Annotated in this window: 17 protein-coding genes; 1 reads left to right on the top strand and 16 read right to left on the bottom strand. The window is 44.9% G+C overall.

Annotation, left to right across the window (positions count from 1 at the left end):
• Positions 1-129: 129 nt before the first annotated feature.
• From MHB37_RS02865 to MHB37_RS02800, 14 genes are all read right to left on the bottom strand, one after another.
• The gene (locus MHB37_RS02865; protein WP_405168907.1) at positions 130-675 is read right to left on the bottom strand and encodes a DUF1697 domain-containing protein; all 546 of its coding nucleotides are present in this window, start codon (positions 673-675) and stop codon (positions 130-132) included.
• Between the two features lie 28 nt (positions 676-703).
• Positions 704-1,522, bottom strand: coding sequence for a phosphotransferase family protein (locus MHB37_RS02860; protein WP_076186267.1), 819 nt, complete (start codon positions 1,520-1,522; stop codon positions 704-706).
• Positions 1,523-1,536: 14 nt separating this feature from the next.
• Entirely contained in the window at positions 1,537-1,833 is a 297-nt protein-coding gene (locus tag MHB37_RS02855) for an antibiotic biosynthesis monooxygenase (protein WP_036676767.1), read from the bottom strand.
• 21 nt (positions 1,834-1,854) lie between these two features.
• On the bottom strand, positions 1,855-2,478 hold the full coding sequence (locus MHB37_RS02850; protein ID WP_339246218.1) for a hypothetical protein: 624 nt from the start codon (positions 2,476-2,478) through the stop codon (positions 1,855-1,857).
• 23 nt (positions 2,479-2,501) lie between these two features.
• On the bottom strand, positions 2,502-3,020 hold the full coding sequence (locus tag MHB37_RS02845) for a DJ-1/PfpI family protein (protein WP_076186261.1): 519 nt from the start codon (positions 3,018-3,020) through the stop codon (positions 2,502-2,504).
• Between the two features lie 240 nt (positions 3,021-3,260).
• Positions 3,261-4,373, bottom strand: a complete 1,113-nt coding sequence (locus MHB37_RS02840; RefSeq protein WP_076303404.1) for an endospore germination permease — start codon at positions 4,371-4,373, stop codon at positions 3,261-3,263.
• 239 nt (positions 4,374-4,612) lie between these two features.
• Positions 4,613-5,770, bottom strand: coding sequence for a Ger(x)C family spore germination protein (locus MHB37_RS02835; protein WP_076278130.1), 1,158 nt, complete (start codon positions 5,768-5,770; stop codon positions 4,613-4,615).
• On the bottom strand, positions 5,767-7,317 hold the full coding sequence (locus tag MHB37_RS02830) for a spore germination protein (protein ID WP_139330151.1): 1,551 nt from the start codon (positions 7,315-7,317) through the stop codon (positions 5,767-5,769). The genes MHB37_RS02835 and MHB37_RS02830 overlap by 4 nt, the downstream gene beginning before the upstream one ends.
• A 1,262-nt stretch (positions 7,318-8,579) precedes the next feature.
• Positions 8,580-14,960, bottom strand: coding sequence for an S-layer homology domain-containing protein (locus tag MHB37_RS02825; protein ID WP_405168906.1), 6,381 nt, complete (start codon positions 14,958-14,960; stop codon positions 8,580-8,582).
• Positions 14,961-14,979: 19 nt separating this feature from the next.
• Positions 14,980-15,858: a carbohydrate ABC transporter permease gene (locus MHB37_RS02820; protein WP_081383335.1), complete on the bottom strand. Its 879-nt coding sequence runs from the start codon at positions 15,856-15,858 to the stop codon at positions 14,980-14,982.
• Positions 15,858-16,835: a carbohydrate ABC transporter permease gene (locus MHB37_RS02815; RefSeq protein ID WP_081387232.1), complete on the bottom strand. Its 978-nt coding sequence runs from the start codon at positions 16,833-16,835 to the stop codon at positions 15,858-15,860. The genes MHB37_RS02820 and MHB37_RS02815 overlap by 1 nt, the downstream gene beginning before the upstream one ends.
• Before the next feature lie 34 nt (positions 16,836-16,869).
• On the bottom strand, positions 16,870-18,270 hold the full coding sequence (locus tag MHB37_RS02810; RefSeq protein WP_076220201.1) for an extracellular solute-binding protein: 1,401 nt from the start codon (positions 18,268-18,270) through the stop codon (positions 16,870-16,872).
• 93 nt (positions 18,271-18,363) lie between these two features.
• Positions 18,364-20,778: a hypothetical protein gene (locus tag MHB37_RS02805; RefSeq protein ID WP_405168905.1), complete on the bottom strand. Its 2,415-nt coding sequence runs from the start codon at positions 20,776-20,778 to the stop codon at positions 18,364-18,366.
• Positions 20,779-20,845: 67 nt separating this feature from the next.
• Positions 20,846-21,898, bottom strand: coding sequence for a LacI family DNA-binding transcriptional regulator (locus MHB37_RS02800; protein WP_076193723.1), 1,053 nt, complete (start codon positions 21,896-21,898; stop codon positions 20,846-20,848).
• A gap of 215 nt (positions 21,899-22,113) precedes the next feature.
• Between MHB37_RS02800 and MHB37_RS02795 the strand changes: the two genes are divergently transcribed.
• Complete coding sequence (locus MHB37_RS02795) at positions 22,114-22,431, top strand: MGMT family protein (RefSeq protein WP_076124439.1); 318 nt, start codon at positions 22,114-22,116, stop codon at positions 22,429-22,431.
• Here the strand turns inward: MHB37_RS02795 and MHB37_RS02790 are convergent.
• Positions 22,428-23,123 (bottom strand): DUF1361 domain-containing protein, encoded by a 696-nt coding sequence (locus MHB37_RS02790; RefSeq protein ID WP_038568569.1) that lies wholly within the window; start codon positions 23,121-23,123, stop codon positions 22,428-22,430. The genes MHB37_RS02795 and MHB37_RS02790 overlap by 4 nt on opposite strands.
• 150 nt (positions 23,124-23,273) lie before the next feature.
• Positions 23,274-25,037, bottom strand: coding sequence for a SulP family inorganic anion transporter (locus MHB37_RS02785; RefSeq protein WP_340011867.1), 1,764 nt, complete (start codon positions 25,035-25,037; stop codon positions 23,274-23,276).
• Positions 25,038-25,115: the final 78 nt, after the last annotated feature.

Here is a 25,115-nt window from a genome sequence, read left to right as displayed (position 1 = left end):
TATTATTTCATCCATACCTTAACTCTCAATGAGTGCAAGCTGAATGTTTGCTGAATAAATGAGGCTGCCGGAACGCAAAAAAGACCCCACAATGTGGAGCCTTTCGGTACCCTGTTCAATCCAAACTTGTTATTCCATCTTGCCTATGGCAACAAGCTTATTCACCGTGTTCCAGTTGCGTGCGGTAATGGGCATCCCGAGTATTTTGTCAAAAGGGACTTTAAAAAGCGATGATTGGCTCACACTGACCTCATATAATATATACATCTCTCTGCCGACAAAACGCACTTTATCCGGTCCATTCTCATAAGTGCACAGTTTATCCAATGCTTCCCCTGAAGGCTCGGCTGGTAAAAAAGTAACATACCATCTTTTGAATTCCTCTGGCTCGGACAGCTGAAAGGGATCGTTAGCGATCACATTCTCCATTTCTGCTAAAGTACGGATAATAACAGAGACCTCGAATCCAAAAACCTCATGAATCTGACGTTCAATGACTCCTCTAAGCAGGCTTACCGAACCTTCATCACTCTCAAAAACGACATTTCCACTCTGAATATACGTTCGTACATTTGCAAATCCAAGAGACTGAAACAACGCCTTCAGGTCCAACATTTTAATAATTTTGTTCCCGCCGACGTTAATTCCACGCAGCAGCGCTATATAGGTAGTCATAGAATACGCCTCCGTTTTTGTGCCATGATCAGCTTACCTCTGCGGCTAAGGTGTGTAGACGTTTACGAACTTCTTTTACCAGCAGCTCCTTCTCTGGAGGCGAAAGCCCCTCCACCAGACGTGCGGCAGCGATCGGCAAAATCCAGCGGTCTACGTCCTCATAAGTGTGTCCTGATAATCTGAGATACTCTTGAATGTATCCCTTAGTTAATCTTTTTCTTATAAAACCTAACATTAATTTGGAGAAGGCCGAAGCTCCCGGAGGCATAGCTCCCAAACTGAACATCACTACGGAACGCGCAGCATCTCCAGCAGGTTCTCCCACTACACCCGTCATCCAGTCGATCACCCAGAGCTGTTCATCCATAAGCACATTGTCGGGATGAAAATCCCCATGACATAAACGAGTGCCTTCCGGCAGCTTCTCCAGATACTTCAAAATGACGGATTTTTCCTCTTCGCTCAGCATAGGGGCAACCATGATCTGACTTTTCAGCATATCCTTTTGCTGGCCGATTTCCTCTGTAGTTTCAAGCTTATGTAAATCACAATGAAGCCCCGCCATCAGCCTGGCATATTGGGTAACTTTCCAAGGCTTCTCACCCATCACCTTTAGTAAAGAGGGACCCTGAATTTGTTGAAAAACGATACCTTGTCGATTCTGTTCAGAAATAAGCTCAAAAGGCTGGGGGGTCCGAACACCCCGCGCATGTACAAACTGGCTGATTTTATATTCCCGGCTGACGTGTTGCTCTGCTATATCCTCCCGATACAATTTAAGAATCCTCTGATCGTCATGCTGCCAGATCTCCGCTGTTCTGCCTTCCCCAACAAGCTTGGCCTTCATTCGGTATCCTCCATTTAGTCCAGATTAATGCGGGTAAAATGCTCAACTACCGGAAATGGGTCGTAGTAATGGTGAAGGAGTGCTTTCCATTCCTGATATTGGCTGGATTCTCTAAATCCAACAGTGTGGTCTTCAAGCGTTCTCCACTTCACCAGCAACAGATACTTATGATCATCCTCCAAGCAATGTTGTAATTCATGGCCCATATAACCTTCTATCGAGGAGATTAAGCTTGATGCCTCCTTGAAGCTTTGCTCAAATTCAGTAGTCAAACCAGGCTTCACTTGCAGCATCGCAGCTTCCAAAATCACACTCATCATCTCCTAAAGTTATTAATTTAAAGCATCCCGGAAAAATTCATGATAGAAATTAATGATGACCAGCAGTATTGCTAGTGACTCGTTGACACTGCCTACCTCCAGCGAATGATTGGCATCATCGATTCTATACACCTTCAAATGATTCAGCCCACTAATTTCACCCGAATGCTCTTCACCAAATAAGGGGTCACTGCCACCATAAATTACAGTCCCCCGACTCCGCTGAATCAGCGGCACCGCCTCAGGCAACGGGGTGATATATAGATGAGACGTCTTCTTCTGTATTTCTAGCTCTTCAGCTATTCTACCTGCAATAACAGCTCCCATGCTTTTACTTATAAAAAGAAACCTCTTATAATCCGGCAGAGAAGCAATCACGGCTTTACATTCCTCAATGATAATACTCATTTCTTCACGCTTGAAATCCACCCTAGCACTCTGGTAACCATATTCTAAAAGCAGAACATCACAATTATGCTCCCGGGCAGCTTTAGCCGCATAATCCAGCAGAGAGCGATCAACTGAATAATTTTTACCCGGAAAAATAACAGCCAGCGCTTTGGACCCTTGGGTGATATATTTATGTTTAACCTCTCTACCCCAATAAGAGGACATAATGATATTGCTAACGTTCATACATGTTTCCCCTCTTCTACTCCTTAAACGGATTTAAAATGTTTAAAGAAATCTATCGTTTCTTGCAAATCTGCCTCATCTTTATAGATACTCATTACTCGCCCAATTTCAAGCGCAAAATCTACATATCCATTCGGCTTAGCGGTAATGATTGTTCCATCGACAACGACGTTAGATACGCCAGATTCATTGTCCACATAAACCTTACCATCCAGTACTCCGGCTGCCTTAAGAATGGATACCCCACCGCAAATGCCCGCGATGACTTTGCCTGCTCCATTCAGGCTTCTGATTAAATCTAATAGAGCCTCCTGCCCTATTAAATTATCTGTTTCCCCACCAGGGATAATCAATAAATCTATGGTGCTAACGTCCACATTTTCAACCAATACGGATGGATTCACAGAAAAACCCTCGCAGGAGATTAACGCCTTATCTTCCAAACCTAAGGTATAAACCTCACCCTTTGTTTTCATAAAATAAGCTGCCAATGTAACCTCAAACTGCACAAAGCTATCATATATAAGAATATATGTATTCAATGATAGATCAGCTCCCCTGTTCTCAAAAAAAGTAATCTCTATTCTATGTATCTATCATTATAGCATCATCGCCCTCTCCTGAAACTTACGGACTCAGAGGACGCTAATCAATAACAACTATGCGCTCCGCTAAGATTCCGAATGTGGGATTTCACCTAATTACTCATAACAAAAAGGACACAAGCATCCCAACAGCCACTTTTTATGGCTCACGAGACACCTGTATCCTCCTATTTAGAGCTATTGCTGCGACTGCGGCGCTATCTGTTTATTTTTACCTCGGCTCACAACAATTTCAGCGCAAATCCATAATATCAACGGAATAATCACCTGGAAAGGAAAGGCGTATATTTTATAAATATGGTAAGAGAAATAGTACATTTCCATAATATCCTTGTACACAAAATCCGCAAAATAGATCATGAGTAGTCCCATCTGAAGCACAACGGAGCGGTAACTCTTGAGCTTGAATACTTTAGCTACTCCAATGCAAGATACGTAAAGGCATAAACTTCCTTTTATAAATGTTGTGATTACAAAAGCCACTGCCGATGACGCTTCAATTCGGGTCAAAAAATCTCCTACATTAATACGCCCTGCAGACACATAAGCCGGAAAATATAAACTAGACAAGACCTCAGGACCCAGCATCAATAGGTTCCGTAGTGTAGCCATAATAATAATTGCCCCAGCAATCGCTACGCCACCAAATAATACCTTCTTCGCTGAGCTCTTCTTCGATAAATTACCGAATACCCCCAGAAAGACTACAACCTCTGCAAATGGAAAAGAAAATGTGCCCAGCGTATCGTTAAATAATGGCTTCCAGCCTTTATCCAACAGCGGAAGTAGGTGATGATATTCCATTTTGGAAAAAGCTAAGGTGACAATGACTAGATTAACAAATATTGCGAACAGTAATAGAAGCTTAGAACTTCTCCCCAGCACTTCAATCCCAGCCTTAACTATCCATATACACAACAGTCCAAGACATGCCATAGGTGCTATCATTGGTGTTTCGGTTAAAGTAACGGATCTACTGAATTCTCCAAAAACCCTAAGAATTAGTGTCCCTAGATGAAAGGTATACCAAATATAGAGACAAGAAATGATTCGACCCAAGACGCCTCCAAACACGGTAATCAACATATCAAATAGATCCTTGCCTGGTAATAGGATGTGTAGTCTGGCATATATCAGCAGCAGTGGGACCACCAGTACCATGGCTAATAATACGGCGATCCAGTTACTGTTACCGGATTCTCCCGGCACACCCATAAATATTGAAGTCCCCATAATAAACAAGACAGCAATACTAATAGCATGCCCTGTTGATACGATCTCTTTGTTCATACTCTATTCTCCCTTAGGCTTGTCCCCTAAAATAGCATCTTAATCCAGTGTTCTAGGTATGGTGAAGGACTAGGGAGTGACCATCTCATTGCCAATGCAAAAGCAATACAGAATGATACCAGACATAGTGCGGAAGAAACATAAAAATCCCGCTTCATCCCCTGTTTCCATAGACCATAAGGATCACTCAAAACAATTACCGCATAGATAAATATGACCACAACAACCAATTTTATCACCTATTTTTGATGAATCTTGATAGACCTTGACGTTTGTGCACTGCTCTCGATAATCACCTTGGAATTCACTACTATCTCTACGTTGGAAAATTCCTTCCCCCAGTTTTTCTCGATTTTCTCCCAGGTCCGTGGCATTTTCTCATGAAGAAGCTCTCCAAATCCAAAAATATCTGCTTGGTAATCCTTCTGAACCTTATGAATAACGGAGAGAATCTGCTCCTCCAGTTCTTTTTCAGCCCACCTTTCTATAGTCTTCTTGCTGTCCAGATTATTGAATTCCCCCGAAGATTTGACCTCGTCCAGTCCTGCGTGTGTCAGTGTATTAAGCTTTATTTGGAGCTTACCGTTTATCCATACAGGTTTTATTTTTGTACGATTGGATAAAATTTCGAGGGAAAAGGCAGGTTCTCCACTTTCATCCTTTACGATTAACACACCTCCCTGGATTTGATTGTTGGCAAACAACATGTATTTCGTTTCTTCGCCACTGATCATACCGATCATTTTATCCATCCTGAAAATAGCTGTTCCGCTAACTCGTGCATTCTTCGTCTTATTTTGTTCATGAACATAAATTAATGGAGCGATGGCATATTCACCAGAAGCCTCGAGCTTATCTATGAAGTCCCAAATTTCCACAACCGGCGCTGTACTTACATTTTTCTCAGTCCTCATCTGCTGTGCAAGTGCATAGGACATAATACTCTCAGTCGAACTGCTGAGACTTATGATTTCTTGAGCCGACTTCTCTTTAGCGACAAAAATATACACATCCGATCGGGTTTCCGTATCCCTGTTGTACCAATCTATTACTTTGGTGACTCCCTCCCTTGCAATCTCCTCACTAAGGATAATCGCCTTAGAATGGCTCCAAAATAACTTTTTTCCAGTGATCGAGATCATTCCCCTCACAATATCAAACATGGTCTCGCCCGCGAGCGTGATCATTTTGAAGCCAGCCTGACTTGATTTCATTCCTTCCTTTGTATCTACAATCTCTGTTGTCACCAATAACTGACCGTCTTTTTTCCCCTTATCAATCGCGACCCCGGCAACAATCGACATATCGTCAATTTCAAAGTAGTTCCAGCAGCCTGTATTGCAGATCAGAAGCATCATGGATGTAACAATCAGAAGTATCCTTTTCAGCTTGCTCATGGTCTTCTCCTTATTTTATTGGAACCTTTTCTCCTCATATTTCGTGCCCCAATTAACGCCGGACGCAGATACATATGCCACCACGGCGCCCTGATCGCTGTATCTTTAATGTCCTGAGGACGGATTGAGCCTACTCCAAGCATGTATGGAACCCCAAAACTACGCAGACTCATCAAATGAACTACTAAACCAAGCATTCCAAGAAAATAACCATATATCCCTAGAAAAAAACTCGCACCCAGCAGCAATGTTCTTACGATAATTAAAGGACCGGTCAACCTAGGGTTAAGTAGCGTCATGATCCCTGTTAAACCGACTACAATAATCATTGGAGCACTAACTATTCTAGCCTCCACTGCTGCTTGTCCTAACACGAGAGCGCCTACGATACTGATAGCCTGTCCTATATAGGTAGGTATCCGCTCACCCGCCTCTCTTAATATTTCAAATATAGTTAACATGAATAACGCTTCTACTATTGTAGGAAAAGGGACTGCTACTCTTGCAGTAGAAATACTGAGCAACAACATGGTTGGGATCATTTCCTGGCTATAGGTAACTAAAGCTACGTAAAGAGCAGGTATACTGATCGACAAAAAAGCTCCAAAAACTCTCAACATTCGATTGAAGGAACCAAAATAAAAGTTAATGTAATAATCCGAGCTGGCTTGAAAATTCTCTACAAATACATAGGGAACAGTCATTGCAAACGGGCTGCCTTCAATGAGCACGGCAACTCTGCCCTCCATCATGTTACTGACTACGGCATCCGGGCGCTCTGTACTTCCTGTCATTTCAAAGGGCGAATAGGGCTCGTCTCTAATTAATTCCGCCAGAGATGCCGTATCTAGAATAAGATCTATGTCAATCTGTTCCATTCGATTCTGTAATTCTTTGAGAATAGCCGGTGATGCTAACCCCTCCATGTAACAGATACATATCGGTGTTTTGGACCGTGTTCCCAGTGAACTAAAAACAAATTTTAACTCGGAATCTTGTACCCTGCGCCGAATAAGAGTGAGATTTACTAACAGTGATTCCGTAAATCCCTCCCTTGGACCTTTCACACTTTTTTCGGTAACCGGTTCCGCAAGAGCTTTCGTCTCCCAACCCTGTGCACCAATGTTCAGAACACCGGCATAACCGTCCATCAACAGTAAGGTCTTGCCAGCTATAATCGCATAGATCATTTCATCAAAATTCTCAGAGGCAACCACATCGCTAATACTAATGACCTGCGTCCGGATGTTCTCCATCAGCTCGGCTTTATTGCCACAATCCTTTTCGGTAAAATCAAATGCCATGACGGGCTTGATAATCCCCTCTTGGATCATATGTTTGTCAACCATTCCGTCAACATAGACTAATCCAAAGCGAAGACTATCACTAAACATGTTGCTAAACACTCTGATTCTAAGCGTTCCATCGTTCTTGAATATGTCTCTAAACAAAGTCATCATTTCATCCAGTGACGTACTCAGAGTCTGCTCAGATTTTGTGTTTTTTTGAGACGTATTGCTGTTCCCACCTGCTGGCCGTTCCTCCACAGTAGTCACTCCTGTCAGAATTAGGTTTCCTAGAAATTATCCCCCGTCTCTCCAAATCCTATCCGCCAAAATTATACTGAAAAGGGATCAACAAGAAAGAAAATGAGACTGCTCCATAAGCTGGGTTCCGCAGGTAAGTCACTAAATCAGCCCTTGGGGTCATGCCAATAGCGAGCGACTCACTGCATACATCCTCAGACACTTTCGGCTCAGGCACTCAACACCGCATACATCCTCAGACGCTTACGGACTCAGGAGGCGTTATTGGCTCAATTACCGCCTTTTGGGCACATTTTCGGACTCCAGTGCAGCTATTTCATTCAAAGTGGCTCTGTTCGGGCGATTTTTATGCCAATAGCGACTATGGAGTCCGATAGCACGCCAAAAGTCGATAAATGCAACGTTTAGGGACTACTGGGTCCGTTGCCGCCGAGTCACACTCATCCTTTGGGCTTACGCACCTAGCACGATAACACGAATACACTCTCAAGTACTTACAGATCTAGGTACGATAACACCGAGTGCATCCTCAGACGCTTACGGACTCAGATACGATAACACCGAGTGCATCCTCAGACGCTTACGGACTCAGGAGGCGTTATTGGCTCAATTACCGCCTTTTGGGCACATTTTCGGACTCCAGTGCAGCTATCTCATCAAAAGTGGCTCTAATCGGGCGATTTTCATGCCAATAGCGACTATGGGGTCCGATAGCACACCAAAAGTCGATAAATGCAACGTTTAGGGGCTACTGGGTCCGTTGCCGCCGAGTCACACTCATCCTTTGGAGCTTACTGACCTAGCGCAATAACACCGAACACATCCCCTGAGGCCTACAGACTCAGACACGATAACACCGAGTGCATCCTCAGACGCTTACGGACTCAGGAGGCGTTATTGGCTCAATTACCGCCTTTTGGGGACATTTTCGGACTCCAGTGCAGCTATCTCATCAAAAGTGGCTCTAATCGGGCGATTTTCATGCCAATAGCGTCTATTGGGTCCGATAGCACACCAAAAGTCGATAAATGCAACGTTTAGGGGCTCCTGGGTCCGTTAGCGATCTCTTGCGTGCAAATTACATACCATGAAGCAAAGTTTGTTTTAAGAGCGTGGTGGATACGAGCATGAGATTAGGTGTTTGGGGTTGGCAGCAAAAAAACACAGGTGCCCAGCAGTCATGATCATGACTACGGGACACCTGCGTCTTTTTTATATCTTGTATTGCTACACGATTTTTTATATCTTGTATTGCTGCATGATTATTGAAGCTGCTCAAACAGGCGGAAGATCACGGTCGCTGCTTGCGCTCTTGTAGCCTTGCCGTTTGGTCCAAATTGGTTGGATGTCATACCGTTAATAATTCCACTAATACGCATCGCTTCTACAGCTTTGGCTGCATCCGCGGATAACTGGTTCACATCAGAGAATGCTTCACCAGAAGCATTTGTTCCGTCGGTCAATGGGATATTAATCGTCTGAGCCAAACGATAAATCATGACCGCCATTTCCTGACGAGTAATCTCCTCGCTTGCACCAAAGTTGCCATCCGCTTTGCCTTTAACAATACCGAGCTTTTGAGCGCTCGCAATCGGACTGGCATACCATGCCCCATCCTTAACGTCTGTAAATGTGCTTACAGCCGTCTCATCTAGTAAATCAAAAGCGTTCATCAATATTTTGATGAATTCTGCACGGGTCACATTTCCACTTGGATTAAAGTGTTCAGCATCCATCCCTTGGATTGCGCCTCGTGCTGCGAGTGCTTCAATACTGTTTACCGCCCAATTAGCTGTAGCGGTATCTTTGAATGAAACATTCGAGTGAACCACTACATAACTGCCAAGCTGTTGCAAATTTAACTCAAGCATCTGTGTTCCTGTATTAAATCTTCCGTTCTTAACGATCTCTAGTTGCTGATTACTGTTCAAGTAATAAACCACTACTTTATGTGCTTTCTCACCAGACTTCAGCGTATAAGGAAGTGCCAGCTTGATCCCCGATGTCTTCAGTACATCGCCTGGAATAATCACACCATCTACGCTAAGACTGATGTCTTTAATTGTACCTGCATTCAACTGACTGCTTACCGAAAGTGGCAATCCGGATATATCTCCAGTGCCCACAATAAGCTTAAGTTTGCCGTTCTTAGCATCTTTGTAAGTCTTCAGGAAATTTTCCGGCAGCATTATGCTTGCTGTTCCTATATCAATCTTGAGGGATTTAACATTCCCCGCTGCTGCCAGTGACTGCAGTGGCAGCTCAACTACAATTTGTTTCGCGTTTCCGGTAGGATTCACGACAATGGACAGAATACCATCCTTTGCATCCTTTGCTGCCTTTTCAACATCTGCGGCAGCCAGTTCAGCCAATGCATTTCCATCTGCTCCGATGACCGTCTGGACAACGATTTTACCATTGCTTACAGCAGGGGCAGCTGTCGCAGACGCGCTAGGCGACGGTTTTGCCGTGGCTACCGGCACATAAGTACCCGGTGCATCTGTTGGTTTCGGCGTTGCCGTTGGCGTTGGTGTCGTTGTCGGTGCAGGTGTTGATGTTGGCGTAGGTGTTGGCGTAGCTTCTGAAAGCAACTTCAGGCCCGCAACCGCCGCAGTAAGCTGACTTAATGCCTCATCAATGTCTGCCTGAGTAGCAGTTCCACTCTCCAGCAACATCACTGCACGTGCTACCTCTTTCTCAAGAGTATTCCAGCTCTCCTCTACATAAAGGCTCTTATCCAGAGCCTCTATTGCTCTAAGCTTCTCCTCCAAGGCTGCCGTTATGAGAGGTGGATTTACAGAAACTAATGTTAAGGTATACGTTCTGGTCGTTGTTTTATCCAGTGCCGTCACAATGACCTTGTAACCCGTTTGAATTTCTCCCGCAATAGTAATGCTATCGGGTTCATACACAGCGAAGGTAACCCCTACCGGAACAGTAAGTCCTTCCTTCAGCTCATCAAGTGTAGTCGTATCCGGTAAAATAATTTCTTTGGCTACCTGATCAATAGATCCACCCGGAATTGTGATTCCGCTGATCGTTGCATCATGAGCTTCGACAGGCTGTAAGGCTTCAAAGACATTTTTCAAATTGGAATATGCCACATTAATATCACCATCGGTAGCACCGTCATTTGCATAAGTGGCTTTAGCAGCCTCTAGTGCAATGCGTAGTGCCTCCCATTGCTCAGGCGTTCCGGTATAATTCTCTTCATTTATCGAAGGATCTTCCGCTGTATCAATGGCTGCTTTAAGTTTAGATTTATCGTACCTCACACTGATGCGGCAGCTGGCAGCAATATCGGTGCCCGCCACTTTACCAAATATAGTGAAGTCTGTAGCAATGGTGAGTTTGTTAAGGGGAATTTCCTCCCATACCACACTTGCCAAGCCTGTCGTTTTATCGGCGTAAGTTACCGTAACCTTAGCTGGAAGATTAGGCACGACGTTAACTGTCGTACTCACCGCAATCTGTTCAATGCTTACAATCGCACCATGGTCGCCGGGAGCAGGAACTTCTCCTTCTGGCTTAGACGAAATTGCCCGCCATTCCTTAACGCCTGTCCAAATACTAGTGGACTGCTTATTAAGAATCAAACGGAGTTTATCCGTCTTCACCTCGTCAAAGGTTACCTCGTTAAATGCATTTCTTGCTTTGCCTTTCTCGCTCAAGCCCGTTACCGGCACATATTTTCCGGCATCCTTATCCCAATATTCGAAGCTATAATCTCCCGGTACCTGTACACCGCCTTCATCATCATAAAAGTACACGGAGCTGCCTGACAAAGTCACGGGCTCTTTCCAGGTCAGTTGTAGCCAGTGGCTTTCACCGGGACCGCCCCAGTTCCCATACTGAGTTTCTGCTTCGCTATTGTAAATACTTGCTGAAGTATAAGGGATATAACCATCATTAACGCCATACACAGACTCCCATGCCGAAGTGTAAGAGGCACTAGGCGTAGCCAAAAGGGCAGCATTTCTGTATCTAAGGTTATCCACCGCCATCCGCATTTGATCCGTTGCCACTTTGATCTCTTCCAGTGTATATTCTCCCTGAGCCAGCAATGCCTTGGCAGCAGTCAGTGCAGCTTGCAGCTCTTGCCATGTTGCCGCAGTAAAATCATCCTTGTTCCGGACAAGTCTGCCGGAATCCCGATCCGCAAACTTCGCGATCATCTCTGTCAGTTCTGCAGTAGCTACAAATACGGTGACTGGAACCTTCACGACAGTTTCAAGTTCCCCATCGCTAACAGTCAGACGGTATTCATATTCACCAGTCGCCTTAAAGGTTGCTTGCAGCATGGCCTTATCAAGCCCTGTCTCCTCTACTTCTCCTTCACCTGAAATCTTCTCCCAGGTATAAGTCAGCTTGCCACTTGGCAATCCATCATCAACGATTTGCGGCATAATCGTCAGAGGCACATTTTGCTCAACCTTCAATGGTGTTTCTAGATAAACCTTTGGTGCCTGATTGGCAGCCGCCTTAACCTCCAGATTATTGTTGTAGATCTGAATCTCCTTGATGGCGGTCGCAAGTTCCAGCGAATGCGTCACATGAATGCGAATCGCTGCAGTGTTAACCTTTTGGAACTCTACATTGTTATAGTTGGAAGCAATATACTCCGGATAGCGGAATTGCCCCTCCACTGGTTTCCAACTTCCATCAGCATCCTGATATTCGACACCGAATGTCTGTGGTGTACCATAACCGTTCAGAAGCCGGTCATTATAGAAATAGACTTTTACATTGTCCACAGCCTGGACTCCATCAAATTTGAACGTAACCGTATCGACGGAATTCGGCGAACCTCCGAATAAAGCTGTGTTTGACGTATGATTAATCGATGCGATTGTTGAATTGTCCGCCAGGTTGCGGATGTTCGAACCGCTCTTGATATAAGTCGATTCAACAGTAGTGCCTGAAGCAACAGCCAGATTCGTACCGTCATTAACAATATCTACGCCTGCTTTATTAAACATATCGACAGTCTTCTCATTGCTGGCTAGGGATGTTTGATCTGCCGCAGCAAGTGTCGTAGCACTGCCTTTTTCATATAACACCTGTGTCTTCGAGTTATCGCCAACAGCCCCAGTTACATCACCTGAAGGTTTTTCCACCTTACCAGTAGCTGTATCATAAATCAGATGGGACATTTCGTTAGTTGTCATTACGAGTTCATCATTAATGAAGAGCGAATAACCTGCTGGAATACCTTGATAATGAGGATTGTCACTGTATTTAGCAGGATCCTGCCATACGATAGATAAGTTAGCATCATGATAACGCACGTTATCTACAGCAAAATAGTCATAATCAACATTAATCGGCCATAGCTCGATCTTGTCATCTGTCCGTGGCTGAATACCCGCCATATCTTCAACCACAGTGTAATTCATCATGCCAAGCGTATCGTGGTGAATCCATGCCCGTACCATATCTCCACTAGGGTTAGGAGGATTGTCTTTTGTCCATGGCGTGCCGAAGAAGTAATCCTCCAGCCAGAAAAATTCATTAGAGTCCAGGTGGTCCGTATTGCCCGGCTCCACTGTATGCAACCAAGCGCCCCAATCAAACAGTGTTTTGTAAACGTCACTATTGATGTTATCTATAGGATAATAGCGCAGAGAGGCACGAACGGTATTAATATAGTTGCCGAAGTTACACCATGCGAACTGGTCTGTACCGAAGGCATCCGTCTTGCCATTCTTGAAATCTTCCACCCGCTTCATAATGCTGTTCTGATCCGCTGTAAAGAAAGGAAAGATCGGATAATAATTCGGATCTGCGTAATCAGACAACTGGGATAAATATTTCGCCTCATATCCTTCTTCACCTTCAGTTGGTACTACACCAAAGTTAAAGACAAACATGTTATTATCCCGCCAAGGGTTGAATACATCAGTACCACCCACAACTTTTTTGTGCAAAAAGCTGCCTGTACCATTCGTATCTGCCACACCGTCACCATCAAAGTCAGCCTTGTCGTACCACATCTCATTCAGAATTGAATTCTTAATATTCTGCGCCACAGTGTTCATTTTAGCTGCACCCGCAGTATCCCCAAGCTGCTCGTACATCTTCGCTGTTGCCACTGCATTGGCGTAGGTAGTAGAAGAGCCATCCAGCCGGGCATAGTTACCACTGCCATTCCAGTGCATGGATACGGTATCTCCGTCATTACCTGTAATCGGACCATGGTTATAATAAACAAGATTTGGATTAGTGCCTTTAAAATGTTCAAGTGTGCCGGTAACATCAGTGGCGGAAAAATCAGCGAACTTCTTCAATATTTCCTGACCACCACCGTAAATCTTGTAAGCATCCCAGCCTACTTGCGACGTGTTCTGCATCATATCCCAAGTCCAGATGTTAGGACGTCCGGGATTATTTTTATAGTTCTTATTCTCGGAATATTCCCCTTGAGCCAGCCAGGTTCCATACAAGTAGGAAGGATCACGCAGCCATTTCAGATCCTGCATCGCCCAAGGTACACTGACCGTAATCCCGTTGTTGTAGCCGAGAACGCCCTCCATGTTCATCGGGAACTGCCAGTCATTGCCCGGAATGTTGGCATCCAGCAAATTAAAGCGGTTACACCACCAACGATAATAAAGTACCTTCTTCACATTCTCATCGGGAACATCGATATATGGAATGTTCTCTGCCCACCACTCGTTGTACTCCCGCACCTGTGCGGAGAAGGCTGTATCATTGCTGTCAGCAGCCTTAAAGCTCTCATAATGCAGCTTTGAGCCTGGTATTTCATCCGCGAGCCAACCCATGACTACCTTTTGGTCAACGGAGCCACCGGCGGGCACTGTAATCTCTTTAACCAGTTCATTTTTGGAAGGACTCATGCCGTTTCCGCTCAGGTGAACATCCACGTAGGACATTGCTTCAACTACCTTTTGCCCGGCTTTGCCTATCATTAGCGGAGCAGCCACTCTGTAACCCACCAGCTCATCACCCTCAGCCGCTGAGACAAAAGGTGATTTAACCTTTATCGTCAACGTTATATCGCTGGCTGTAGGATTCTTCAATTGAAGCAGCGTTACAGCACTGTTATAGCTGGAAATAAATTTCCGCTGGTTAATCTCCAGGCCTCCGCTTGTGTAGGTCTGATTCTCATGACTCGGGTAGTTCTTCCGCACATTTTTCTGTTCCGCCAAGTCTCCTGTAGAAAGGGTGATGTTATACATCGTTTCCTTGTTCAAAGTATCCGCGTAATGCACTGTTCCCACAAAACCCAGCTTGGTATTATCCTGAGTCTTCATGTACAAAGCGCTTCCCCGGCTGAACAGAGTATTGGCGCTAACTTCGTCGTTGACATCATCCGGAATGACACCTTCGTTAACTAGCAAGGCGTCAAGCCAAGGCAAATCGGAATTATCTTTTGCAAAAGCCTCAAAATCAAAAGCTTCAATTGCCTGCATCATTTCTCCGACGGTGACATCGCTGAAATTAACGCCTTCCTTAACAATAGAATTATCCTTCCACTTCGCCTGCCCGTAATCGGTGCCTACACCTTCATGATAGAAATCAGTCGTGTAGTTAGCCGATACGGGAACAATCCCTGCATTTAATACCACAGCCGCGCATAATGCCGCTACAGAAGCTCTTCTGGGCCATTTATGACTTGTCATTTGGATGAATTCCTCCTTTTTATCCCTTGATTCCTGTTAATGTAATGCCCTCAACAAAATATTTGTTGCCGATCAAGAAAAATACTAGACAAGGAGCTGTAACGACGAGCGCCAGTGCCATGACCTGTTCATAGTTCGGAATGCGCATCCCGTTCACAATATACAAGCCCATAGGCAGCGTATAATCTGCTTCAGTCTTCAAATAAATCATAGTGTAGAAAAATTCATTCCAACAGTTGATAAAGCTGAACAACGCCACAACAATCATTGCGGGACGTATAAGCGGCAGCATGATGCGGGAGTAGATACGGAAATAACCCGCACCGTCAATCTTGGCAGCTTCACTGAGTTCTAGCGGAATCGTCATGAAAAATTGCCGGAGCAAAAAGACAAAATACGCGTTGCCGCCTGCACAGAAAAAGGCCGGAATAATAAGAGCAGGTTTGCCAGCCAGTCCCAAAGAAGTGTACAGAGAATATTGTGGCAGCAGGGTTACGGCACTAGGCAGCATCATCGTACTGATGACCAGCACGAACCACATCCCGCGCAGCGGAAAGTTCAGCTTAGCAAAGGCATACCCAGCAAAGCTTGTCGTCAGCACCGTCCCGATCACATAAGGAACTACAATCGAAACTGAATTCCAGAGCTGCCGCAGGAACTGAATACGTTCCAACCCAAGCCGAAAATTATCGACATTTAGTGACTCAGGGAAAAACACAGGCGGCCGCGCCAGTATTTCTGTATGGCTCACGAAGGCACCTCGCAGCAGCCAATAAAGCGGAAAAGCAAACACCACTGCTAGCAGACAGGAGAGCAGAATCAGCCCGGTATTGATGGCTTTAGCTCTTTTCTTTTTTTTCTGGATACTTGTATAATTCATAATTGCGGTAGCCGCCATTATCTCGCCTTCTTTCTTTTGCCCATCGAATCGTCCCTTTTAAATGCGCCCTGGAAGTAGAACAGCACACCAGTAATGGCCATAGTGATTAGGAAGACGACCCATGCCTCAGCAGACGCCAAACCGCGCATCCCTACCTGAACAAATGAATGGTCATAGATCATAACGTTGATAAAATAAGTCATCCGATCGGGTGCACCATTTCTGGACAACACCACACTTTGCGTATAAATTTGGATAGAGGTCATCATGCACATAATCAATTGGAAAAAGAGGACAGGCTTGATCGTCGGATAGGTTACTTTGAGGAACTTGTGCCAAGCATTTCCCCCGTCCATCTCGATAGCTTCCAGCAATTCTCCCGGAACATCCTGCAGCGTAGCGATGAACACAACAATCGTCCCACCACAGGTCCACAAGCTCATGATAAACAATGTCTCAAAAATACGGATGGGATCTGTCAGGAAATCAACAGGGGCTATTCCTATCTGCAATAAAATCCAGTTAAGCAATCCACCCTTGGCTTGGTTCTGTAGAAGCATCTGCCACACAATTGTTGTCGCCAGCATCGGAACTACAGACGGCAGAAAGAATATAGCCCGCATCAAGTTTCTGCCGATAAATTTACGGTTCAATAAGAGTGCAACAACCAGACAAAAGGTGATTACAAGCGCCACGTTAATGAAGGCATAAATCAAGGTTACCGTTATGGATTTCTTGAATTCGGAGCTGGTATTGGTGAATATGTACCGGAAATTATCCAGTCCAATCCACTCCATAACTTGGCTTCCGCTCATAATCGTTATTTTATGAAAGCTGTAAAACAAACTGGCCAACATCGGATAAAGCGTCAATACCAAAAATCCAATAATGGCCGGTGCTGCAAACAAATATCCAGCCACCGCCTCTTTGGTGACACCTCTGGCATGCTTTTTAACATAGACCGCAGCCGTTTCGGTTTTGCTCTCTGGGTTCATAAGCAATAGCCCTCTTTTCAAATATAAGCTCTAATTAGGAAACCTTGCCGCTCTCGAACAACTGCTTGATCGCTGGCATGATCGCGTCATAGACTTCTTTAACACTTTTCTTACCTGCCAACGCCTGATCAATAGATTTCTCATATTCAGTATTCATCTTGAGGTAGGCAGGAACGTAATATGCAGGCCATTGTGCGATAGAGTCTTTCGTTGTGGAATAACTAAGGATAGTTTCTTTTGCGCTTTCAGGAAGATCGGAGGTCCACTTTTCAACCAAGGTAGGATCGGTATACCAATCTGCCTGGTTCGGCAACCACGCACCACTCTTCAGCAGCTCCAGACTGTTCTCAGGGTTGACCATGTAAGCATAGAATTTCTTGGCTTCCTCAATGTGCTTCGATGTATTGTACACAACAAGCGGAGCACCACAGTTCATCGTTACTGCCTTTTCCATCTTAGGCAGAACGCCAACGCCGATATCTTCATTACCTTTGATATTAGCTAGATCCCAAGAGCCGCTGATTGCCATGGCATAACCACCACTCAAAGCGTCTACCGCAGAACCAATTCCAGAATTCCAAGTGTAATTGAAAGCGGATGCAACCTTGTCTTTGTTAACGAGATCAGCTAGCTTCTGGATGGCATCAACCGTTTTGGGAGAATCCCATTGAAACTCCTTTCCATCCGGGGAAACAATCCCACTACCGTTGGCATAAGCTGCCCAGAAGTGGTGGAACTCCCGTCCCGCTGTCATACCAAGCCCGTAGTTCTCGGTCAGAGCAGCATCAAAGCCTTCATCTGCCGCTGTTTTTCCTTTAGTATCTGTCGTTAGCTTTTTCGCGTTTGTCACGAATGTATCCCAATCCCACGCATTTTCAACTTTGGAGGGTGGATATTCAAGACCTGCTGCATCAAATTTGGACTTGCTATAGTAAAGCAGCTCCAACTGGTTGGATAGGCCGACTCCAATCACTTTTTGCTCAGGTGAATGGATTGTAATCGCTGATAGTTTTTCAGGAATGCTTCCGTCCGCTAATAAATCGCTGATATCTTCGATAATTCCCATTTCATTGTACTTTTGGATATCGCCTTCACCCATATAACTGATATCTGGAAGTTCACCGGATTCGAGCCGGGTCTGAATAAATGTATCAAAGGAGCCATCTGCTGGAAGTACTTGTGCATTGATTTTCACTCCGGTGTCGGCTGTATATTTTTCTGCTGCCGCTTCTACCAGCTTTTTCTGTACATCATCACCCCAATACAATAATTCCAAGGTTACATCTTTATCAGGCGTAGTTTCTTTGTTGGCTGCTCCAGACCCTTCAGATGCCTTTGGAGCCGCGTTGTTGGAATTGCCCGAACAGCCAGCCAGTGCGGAAAAAACCATCATTGATGCTAAAGATAGAACTAGAGTACGTTTTCCAAACTTCATGTTTGTTGCCTCCCTTTTTTTCATATCTATTTATTTCAAGCCAAGCATTTAAAGCTTTAGCCTAAAATCATCATGGTTTGTCATTCTTAGCGATTACAGACAAGGGCTGAATACTCCTCCGCCTGCCAGTCTTACGCGAGGCTCTAGTATCCCCTCAGTTGTGCGATATTCGAGCTTATCCTCAAGCAGCACATATTTTGACGGATATGCAGCGTAACTTGTTACGATCCAGCCCTCCGAGTCTTCTTCAATATAACCGTTAATACAGCGCATCTTTCCGCGTGGATCCCTGTACAAATATGTGGTTGTCCCGAAGCCCATTAGATAGGCCACTAGCTCCTCCCCCATATCCCAATCATCTCCTGTCACACCCGAGAACAGCGAAGCAAACAAGGAATCACTTGCCCCCACAAATACGGATTGCCCAAAACGGTTTCGCGACAATTCTGGCATGTTCAGGTTAGGAGCTGCCACACTATATGTAGAGGCTGCCTCTCCAGGCAACAAACGGCGTGGAGTAGAGCGTACATTCCAATCGTAACAATTGAATACTGCCATCGTAGAACGGTAAGCGGCTTCCAAATATTCAGGGTCTCCAAGGAATTCATAGGCAACCCGGGATGCTCCTGCTACCAATCCACCCCAAAGGGAATGAATCATATACGACAAAGCTTCCCACCAGCGATCCGGATTCTGCACTCTGTAATCATTGCTGAATCCGATATTTGCCAAAATTAGTTGCCCATAACGCTGAGCCTCCTCTTTATTTCCAAGGTGACACAATGTTTCACAGGTAGGACCAAATCCTGCATTATCGTAAAAATGCTCCGTTATAGCTCCCTCATACTGCTGTATCCCTGTCTCCAGATTTCTGCCAAATTGCTCCCATAAGGTAAGTAGACGTTTATACTCTTCTGAAAGACCGCTCTGCTTCAGTGCCTCTAATAAATCAAGAATATAGAGCACAAATATACCATTTAGACGGCTCTCATCCTGCTCGCGCTGCCCACTATGCCGATCAGGGTCTAGGCGAAGGCACATGATTTCGGCAGCCCATTGTAGATATTCTCTAGGAGAATGAATTTTAAGTAATGAACCATCCATTCGTGACAATAGATAAAAGACATGCCCAATATAATCCAGATCATAAATGCGGTAGAATTCTCCATACAAGGGACGCGGATGATTGAAATCTCCGCCTTCAAACCAATGCTCCTTCACATCCAATACTGCGGCAATCTCGGCCTTAGCTACTTGTTCGGGGACAGCCTTGGCCATGCTATTCTTCATCAGAAGAAAAGCAACCTTACCCAGCGATTCTCCCTGATTCGATAGCGGACGGAAGGCATATGGCCTCTCAGCCTCACCTGTCCCTCCAAAGTTGTTATTTACCAACCACTCGGCTCTCTTTTCCAGAATCCGGTCAATCGACTCCAGTACATTCCAGACCAGGATATCGGTCCGTCCATCTTCTAGCCCCAGCTCCAGCTTATGTTCTCCCGGCTCCAAACGCTGTAAAGATATGTTATAGCTGCTGCCTGACTCCAACCGTACAGCTTCGTTCGTAATATTCTCCTGGCGGATCAGCTCCGTTGCCGGTGAAGTGCTATACAAACGCAGCTCACGTAGAGCCTGGCCCTGCGGCAGATCAACAACAGCTTCGAACCTTCCTCCCCGGGTTAATACAGGCGTATAGCTCCAGCGCGGATGTCCATAGGCCATACCCTGCCTATAGAAATCATCTCGATTCTGACAGGGATGGAATATGTATTCCCAGCTGGAGGTTTCTCCAGCGTCAAGATCCAGCGGACTGTAAGCGCCACCATATATCCAGTCGGCAGCTGCAGATTCGGTCATAGATGATCCGTCCTCCACCAACGATAGCCGATGATACAGCAGACCATCCAAAGAAGGGGAAACCTGCTCAAGAAAACGATTCTTATAACTACAATAAGTACCTAGGGTTACTGTTCTGCCCTGAACACCATAAACACCCAGATGTGGTGCTTCGTTGCTCCGTCGAATGGCAGCAATTTTAGCGAAATCTCCACCAAGATGGGGGAATACTGCACAGGACTGACTCATATTGCGCTGCACATTTTCATCTCTGTACATGATATAAGCGAACGAAAACCACACATGAAGTCCATTAATTCTTACAGACTGTGTTGAGCGGTTCGTAGCTTCAATAGTCCATCTTAGTCGCTCATCTTCCAAAGAATATGTAAGTCTGATTGCAATCGGCGCGCCTTCAAAATCCACAAATACACGGTTTTTTCCTTCTGGCGTGATTTTGGGCAACAGATCAGTGCTTTTTATGATATTGCCGTCTAGCTCTATTGTCCATTCTCCGAATAGCTTATCTGTATCCGCATAACCTGCCTCTTCCAAATAAGACGGATCAACTACCCAGTTCATTTCACTAGGGTCGCCCTGTAATATCAGAGACTGAAGTGCTCCGCGGTCGCTTAGCTCCATCCTGAAATTTTCGTTGCCTAGAATCGTCATTGCCTAGCACCTCTTCAATATTTTAAGTTAAACGTTTAGATTTATGAGGAAAAAGGAGCTGTGAAACTTATTTTTGTCTCACAGCATTTTTTAACGTAGCCACAGAATCACGTTCGATCAACCGGCACTCCGGCATGGTCAGTGAATCCATCTTCGTCCCCTTGATTAAATTGAACAAAACCTCAATAGCTTGATAGCCCATCTCATGTAGCGGAAGTCCCATTGTTGTTATACGCGGGCGTAAGTAATCACTGAATTCACGATTATCAAAACCGACAACCGACAGATCATCCGGTATTTTAAACCCTTTTTCCTCTGCCGCCTGCAAAATACCTACAACCATTACATCATTCATGGAAAGAATCGCGGTTGGAGGCTCCGGCAAAGCGAGCAACTCGGAGGTAAGACGATACCCTGATTCCCTCTCCCAGTCTCCCATCTTAATTAACAGTGGATCGAACGGTAATTGATATTCAGTAACGGCCTTGTAATAACCGTTCAGTCTTAATCTGGAAGGGATTGAATCCATCAAACCACTGATTACAGCAATTCTGCTATGTCCTTGGTTAACCAAGTAGGACATGGCTTGGTAAGCAGCTTGCTCATCATTATACTGGATAGAGATATCGTCCTGTGTGTAAGAGTAGGTATACACAATAGGCTTACCTTCCGTATCGATTAAACCCGTTAAATCACGGGGATGAACACCGATATAAATAATCCCATCCACTTGATTACTGAGCAGTTCGGCAACCGCATTAGCGGCATACTTTCGATAGTCTTCCGTATTCGAGAAGTTACGGCCGATACGCTTGTCCAAACGAAGATTCACCAGTAAAATATGCAAATCATTACGATCTCCAAAATCATTAATTCCATCGATAATATCGGGGGTGTTAAATACCGTCACATCTTCTGCAATAACACCTATTGTATTCGTACGGTTGAGTTTGAGACTCTTCGCAATAGCATTCGGCTTATAATTCAACTCCTCAATGGCTGCAACAACTCGTTCCCTTGTATCGGAACGTACATTGCGGGTACCATTAAGCACATAGGAGACTGTAGCAATCGAAACATTAGCCTTTGCGGCTATGTCTTTAATGCTGGTTTTCCTCATTACACCTTCTCCTATCTTATTATGGGAACTCTTTTAATCACGTTGTTAAACGTTTAGATTATTTTTACAGTTAAAATATACCACGCGTATTTATTGCTTTGCAACCCCTTTTTTGCTATTCTCAAAAAATCCTCCTGTTCGTCCCCCGTTTCGTTTAGAATTGATTTATCTGTTGTTCATTGGATAAAAATAAGATATAGGAGCTTGAGCTTGCTATGACACCATTTACTGAGAGAGTTATTCATATCATACAGTCTATACCAGAAGGTAAAGTGATGACTTACGGAGGAGTTGCCCGCGCGGCAGGCAGCCCAAGAGGAGCGAGGCAGGTCGTTCGCATCCTTCATTCCATGAGCAAAAAATATAAGCTGCCCTGGCATCGGGTCATTAATGCTAAGGGAATGATCGCACTAACTGAGGATGAGTCTAACTCCCTCCAGAGGCTCTATCTACAGGGAGAGGGAGTTAGTTTTAATGAAAAAGGTGTGGTAGATCTGAAGCAATTCCAGTTTGAGCCGGAGTGTGCCGATTAGTACCCTCTGGTAACTCTTCGTCTTTCTCCTGTGCCAAGGGCATTGAGTAGACAATACATCGTCGCGTAAATGACCAGCAGGACAAAGGCAATGAACAAGCTGAAAAATACGGACTGGAGATTCAGGCTATCCAGAACAAGTTGATACAACTGATGCCTGTCCGTCAGGACGTCCCAGCTATTGAGTCTGTAGACTCGGCCAAGCAGTACACCATATCCCCCGAGCATACATGCCGCAAGCACGAATACCCATGACCACAGCAGGTTGCTTTTACGATAAATGACCGTCTGGAACTGATACAATGAGAAAAAACCGGTCAACCATCCACTCCAGGTGAACAATAAAAGAGTGACCAAGTCATACCAGTAGCGATTCTGAATGGCTCCCTCCACGATATATCTACTTTTTCTTACCGTTAAATGCACCAGGTCAGTCATGAGATAAGGCGCGTTGGGAAAGAACAGCAGCCACGCGACACCCAAAGGAAGAAGTAATAGACCGCCTATCTTCCTTTTGTCTAGCTCATAAGCAGCCATGGAGAATAAAAATGGAATCCAAGCTAAGAACAAATTCCAAATTAAAAAACCGTAAAACGAATCCGTCTGAAGTGACACTACACGATATACCGCCAATGTAGCGACAGACAATCCCGCCAAGAGCATAAACACCTTCGGATAATTCAATTCCTTCATGAGCTTATATTCTCCTTATCGATATTGATTACATTAAACTTATACCTAATTGTACAAATTCAGAATTCCGAAGTCCAATTTTAATACAAAAGCCCAGACGCAAGAATAGCGCCCAGGCCGACCTTATTTATTAAGCTCAAGTACCGCTGATTAGTTCAGAGGCAATGCTGGCTTCTTGCGTCCTGTCAGACCTCGTAGTCCACCTGCATCCTCCTGACAGGATAATGCCGTACACTCCCTAAACGCCGCATGACTGCATCCGATACATTTATTGTGATTAATACTGCTAAGAGCTTCATTGATCGCTTCACCGGTATGATGATAGAACTGTGCCTCTCCTATTTTGTCATATAGCCCGGTTCTCTTAAGTAGCTCAAGCGGCTGCGGCTGAACACCTGAGATCATCAGTTTCCCTCCAACAGCATGGAGATGCCGCACCAGCTCCGCCAGATTGGATTCGCCCGTAGTATCCATGAATGGCACTTTTCCCATCCGCATTAATATAATTTTCGGCTGATCGGAGCCATAACCCGGCATGGTGTCATCAAATCTATACGCAGCGCCAAAAAACAGCGGCCCTTCCACGGTATAAATCCCGATCTGCGGACAATCATGACTCTCCGTTACCATATGTGCTCCTACCTTGACGGAATTAGGATCAGGCAATACTTTGGATACCAGATGAACCTCTCCCATCCGTTTCACAAACAAAATCACCGCAAGAATCAATCCCACCTCTACGGCCAGCGTTAAATCTGCAAATATCGTCAACAAGAAGGTGATGAATAACACCAAAGAATCACCTGTTTTGATTTTAAGCAAATGAAAAAATTGTTTACGCTCACTCATATTCCAAGCTACTACCATCAAGATAGGAGCCATCGCTGCCAACGGAATACTAGAAGCATAGGGTGCAAACAACAGAAGAATTAGGAATACCACTACCCCATGAACGATCCCTGAGATCGGAGAAACTGCGCCGCTTTTGATATTTGTGGCGGTTCTGGCAATGGCACCCGTGGCTGGAATTCCTCCAAACAATGGAGCTGCAATATTGGCGATTCCCTGACCAATCAGTTCACGGTTGCTGTTATGGCGGCTGCCCGTCATCCCATCAGCTACGACAGCTGACAATAAGGATTCAATAGCACCCAACATCGCGATGATAAAGGCCGGACGAATCAGCAGTATAATCCGCTCCCAGGTAATGGTCGGAAAACGGAAGCTTGGCAGTGTATTAGGGATATTCCCATAGGCCAAACCAATCGTAGTCACCTTACCGCTAAAAAATAACGCTGCTATGACAGTCGCACAAAGAAGACCGACCAATGAACCCGGCACCTTCGGAGCGAAGCGAATCGCTAGGATAACAACGGCCAGGCAAATCGCGGCGGTCAGGATACTATATCCATTGATCGTCGATAGATGAAGTCCAATTTCTTTCATGTTATCTACAAAGCTCTCGTGCCGTTCAATATCCCTTAACCCAAGGAAGTTAGCAATCTGTCCGGTGAAGATAATAACCGCTATTCCTGCTGTGAAACCAATCGTGACCGGCTTCGGAATAAATTTAATCAGTACACCCAGCCTTAACAATCCCATGAGGACTAAAATAACCCCCGCCATCATCCCCGCTAACAGCAGGTTCTCATAACCATACTGCATCCCAATGGCGAACAAGATAGGAATAAATGCACCTGTCGGTCCACCAATCTGAAATTTCGATCCCCCGAACAATGAAATACATATGCCGGCAACGATTGTCGTATAAATGCCATATTCCGGCTTTACACCAGAAGCAATAGCAAATGCCATCCCTAAAGGAATGGCAATAACCCCGACGATTGTCCCTGATATCAAATCCTTGCGAAAAGCGTTCATGTTGTAGCCTTTATAACGACCCCGCCCTGTCATGTTCAAACCTTCTTTTCTTTAAATATCTGATTATTTGAATATAAGAAGAACATTACTCTAGGACGCGACTGTTGTCAA

Source organism: Paenibacillus sp. FSL H3-0286 (assembly GCF_045040705.1).
In the GTDB taxonomy this organism is placed as follows: Bacteria; Bacillota; Bacilli; order Paenibacillales; family Paenibacillaceae; genus Paenibacillus_AQ; species Paenibacillus_AQ odorifer.
The sequence above is the reverse complement of the archived record's forward strand: the minus strand, read 5'-3'. Positions and strand labels throughout refer to the sequence as shown.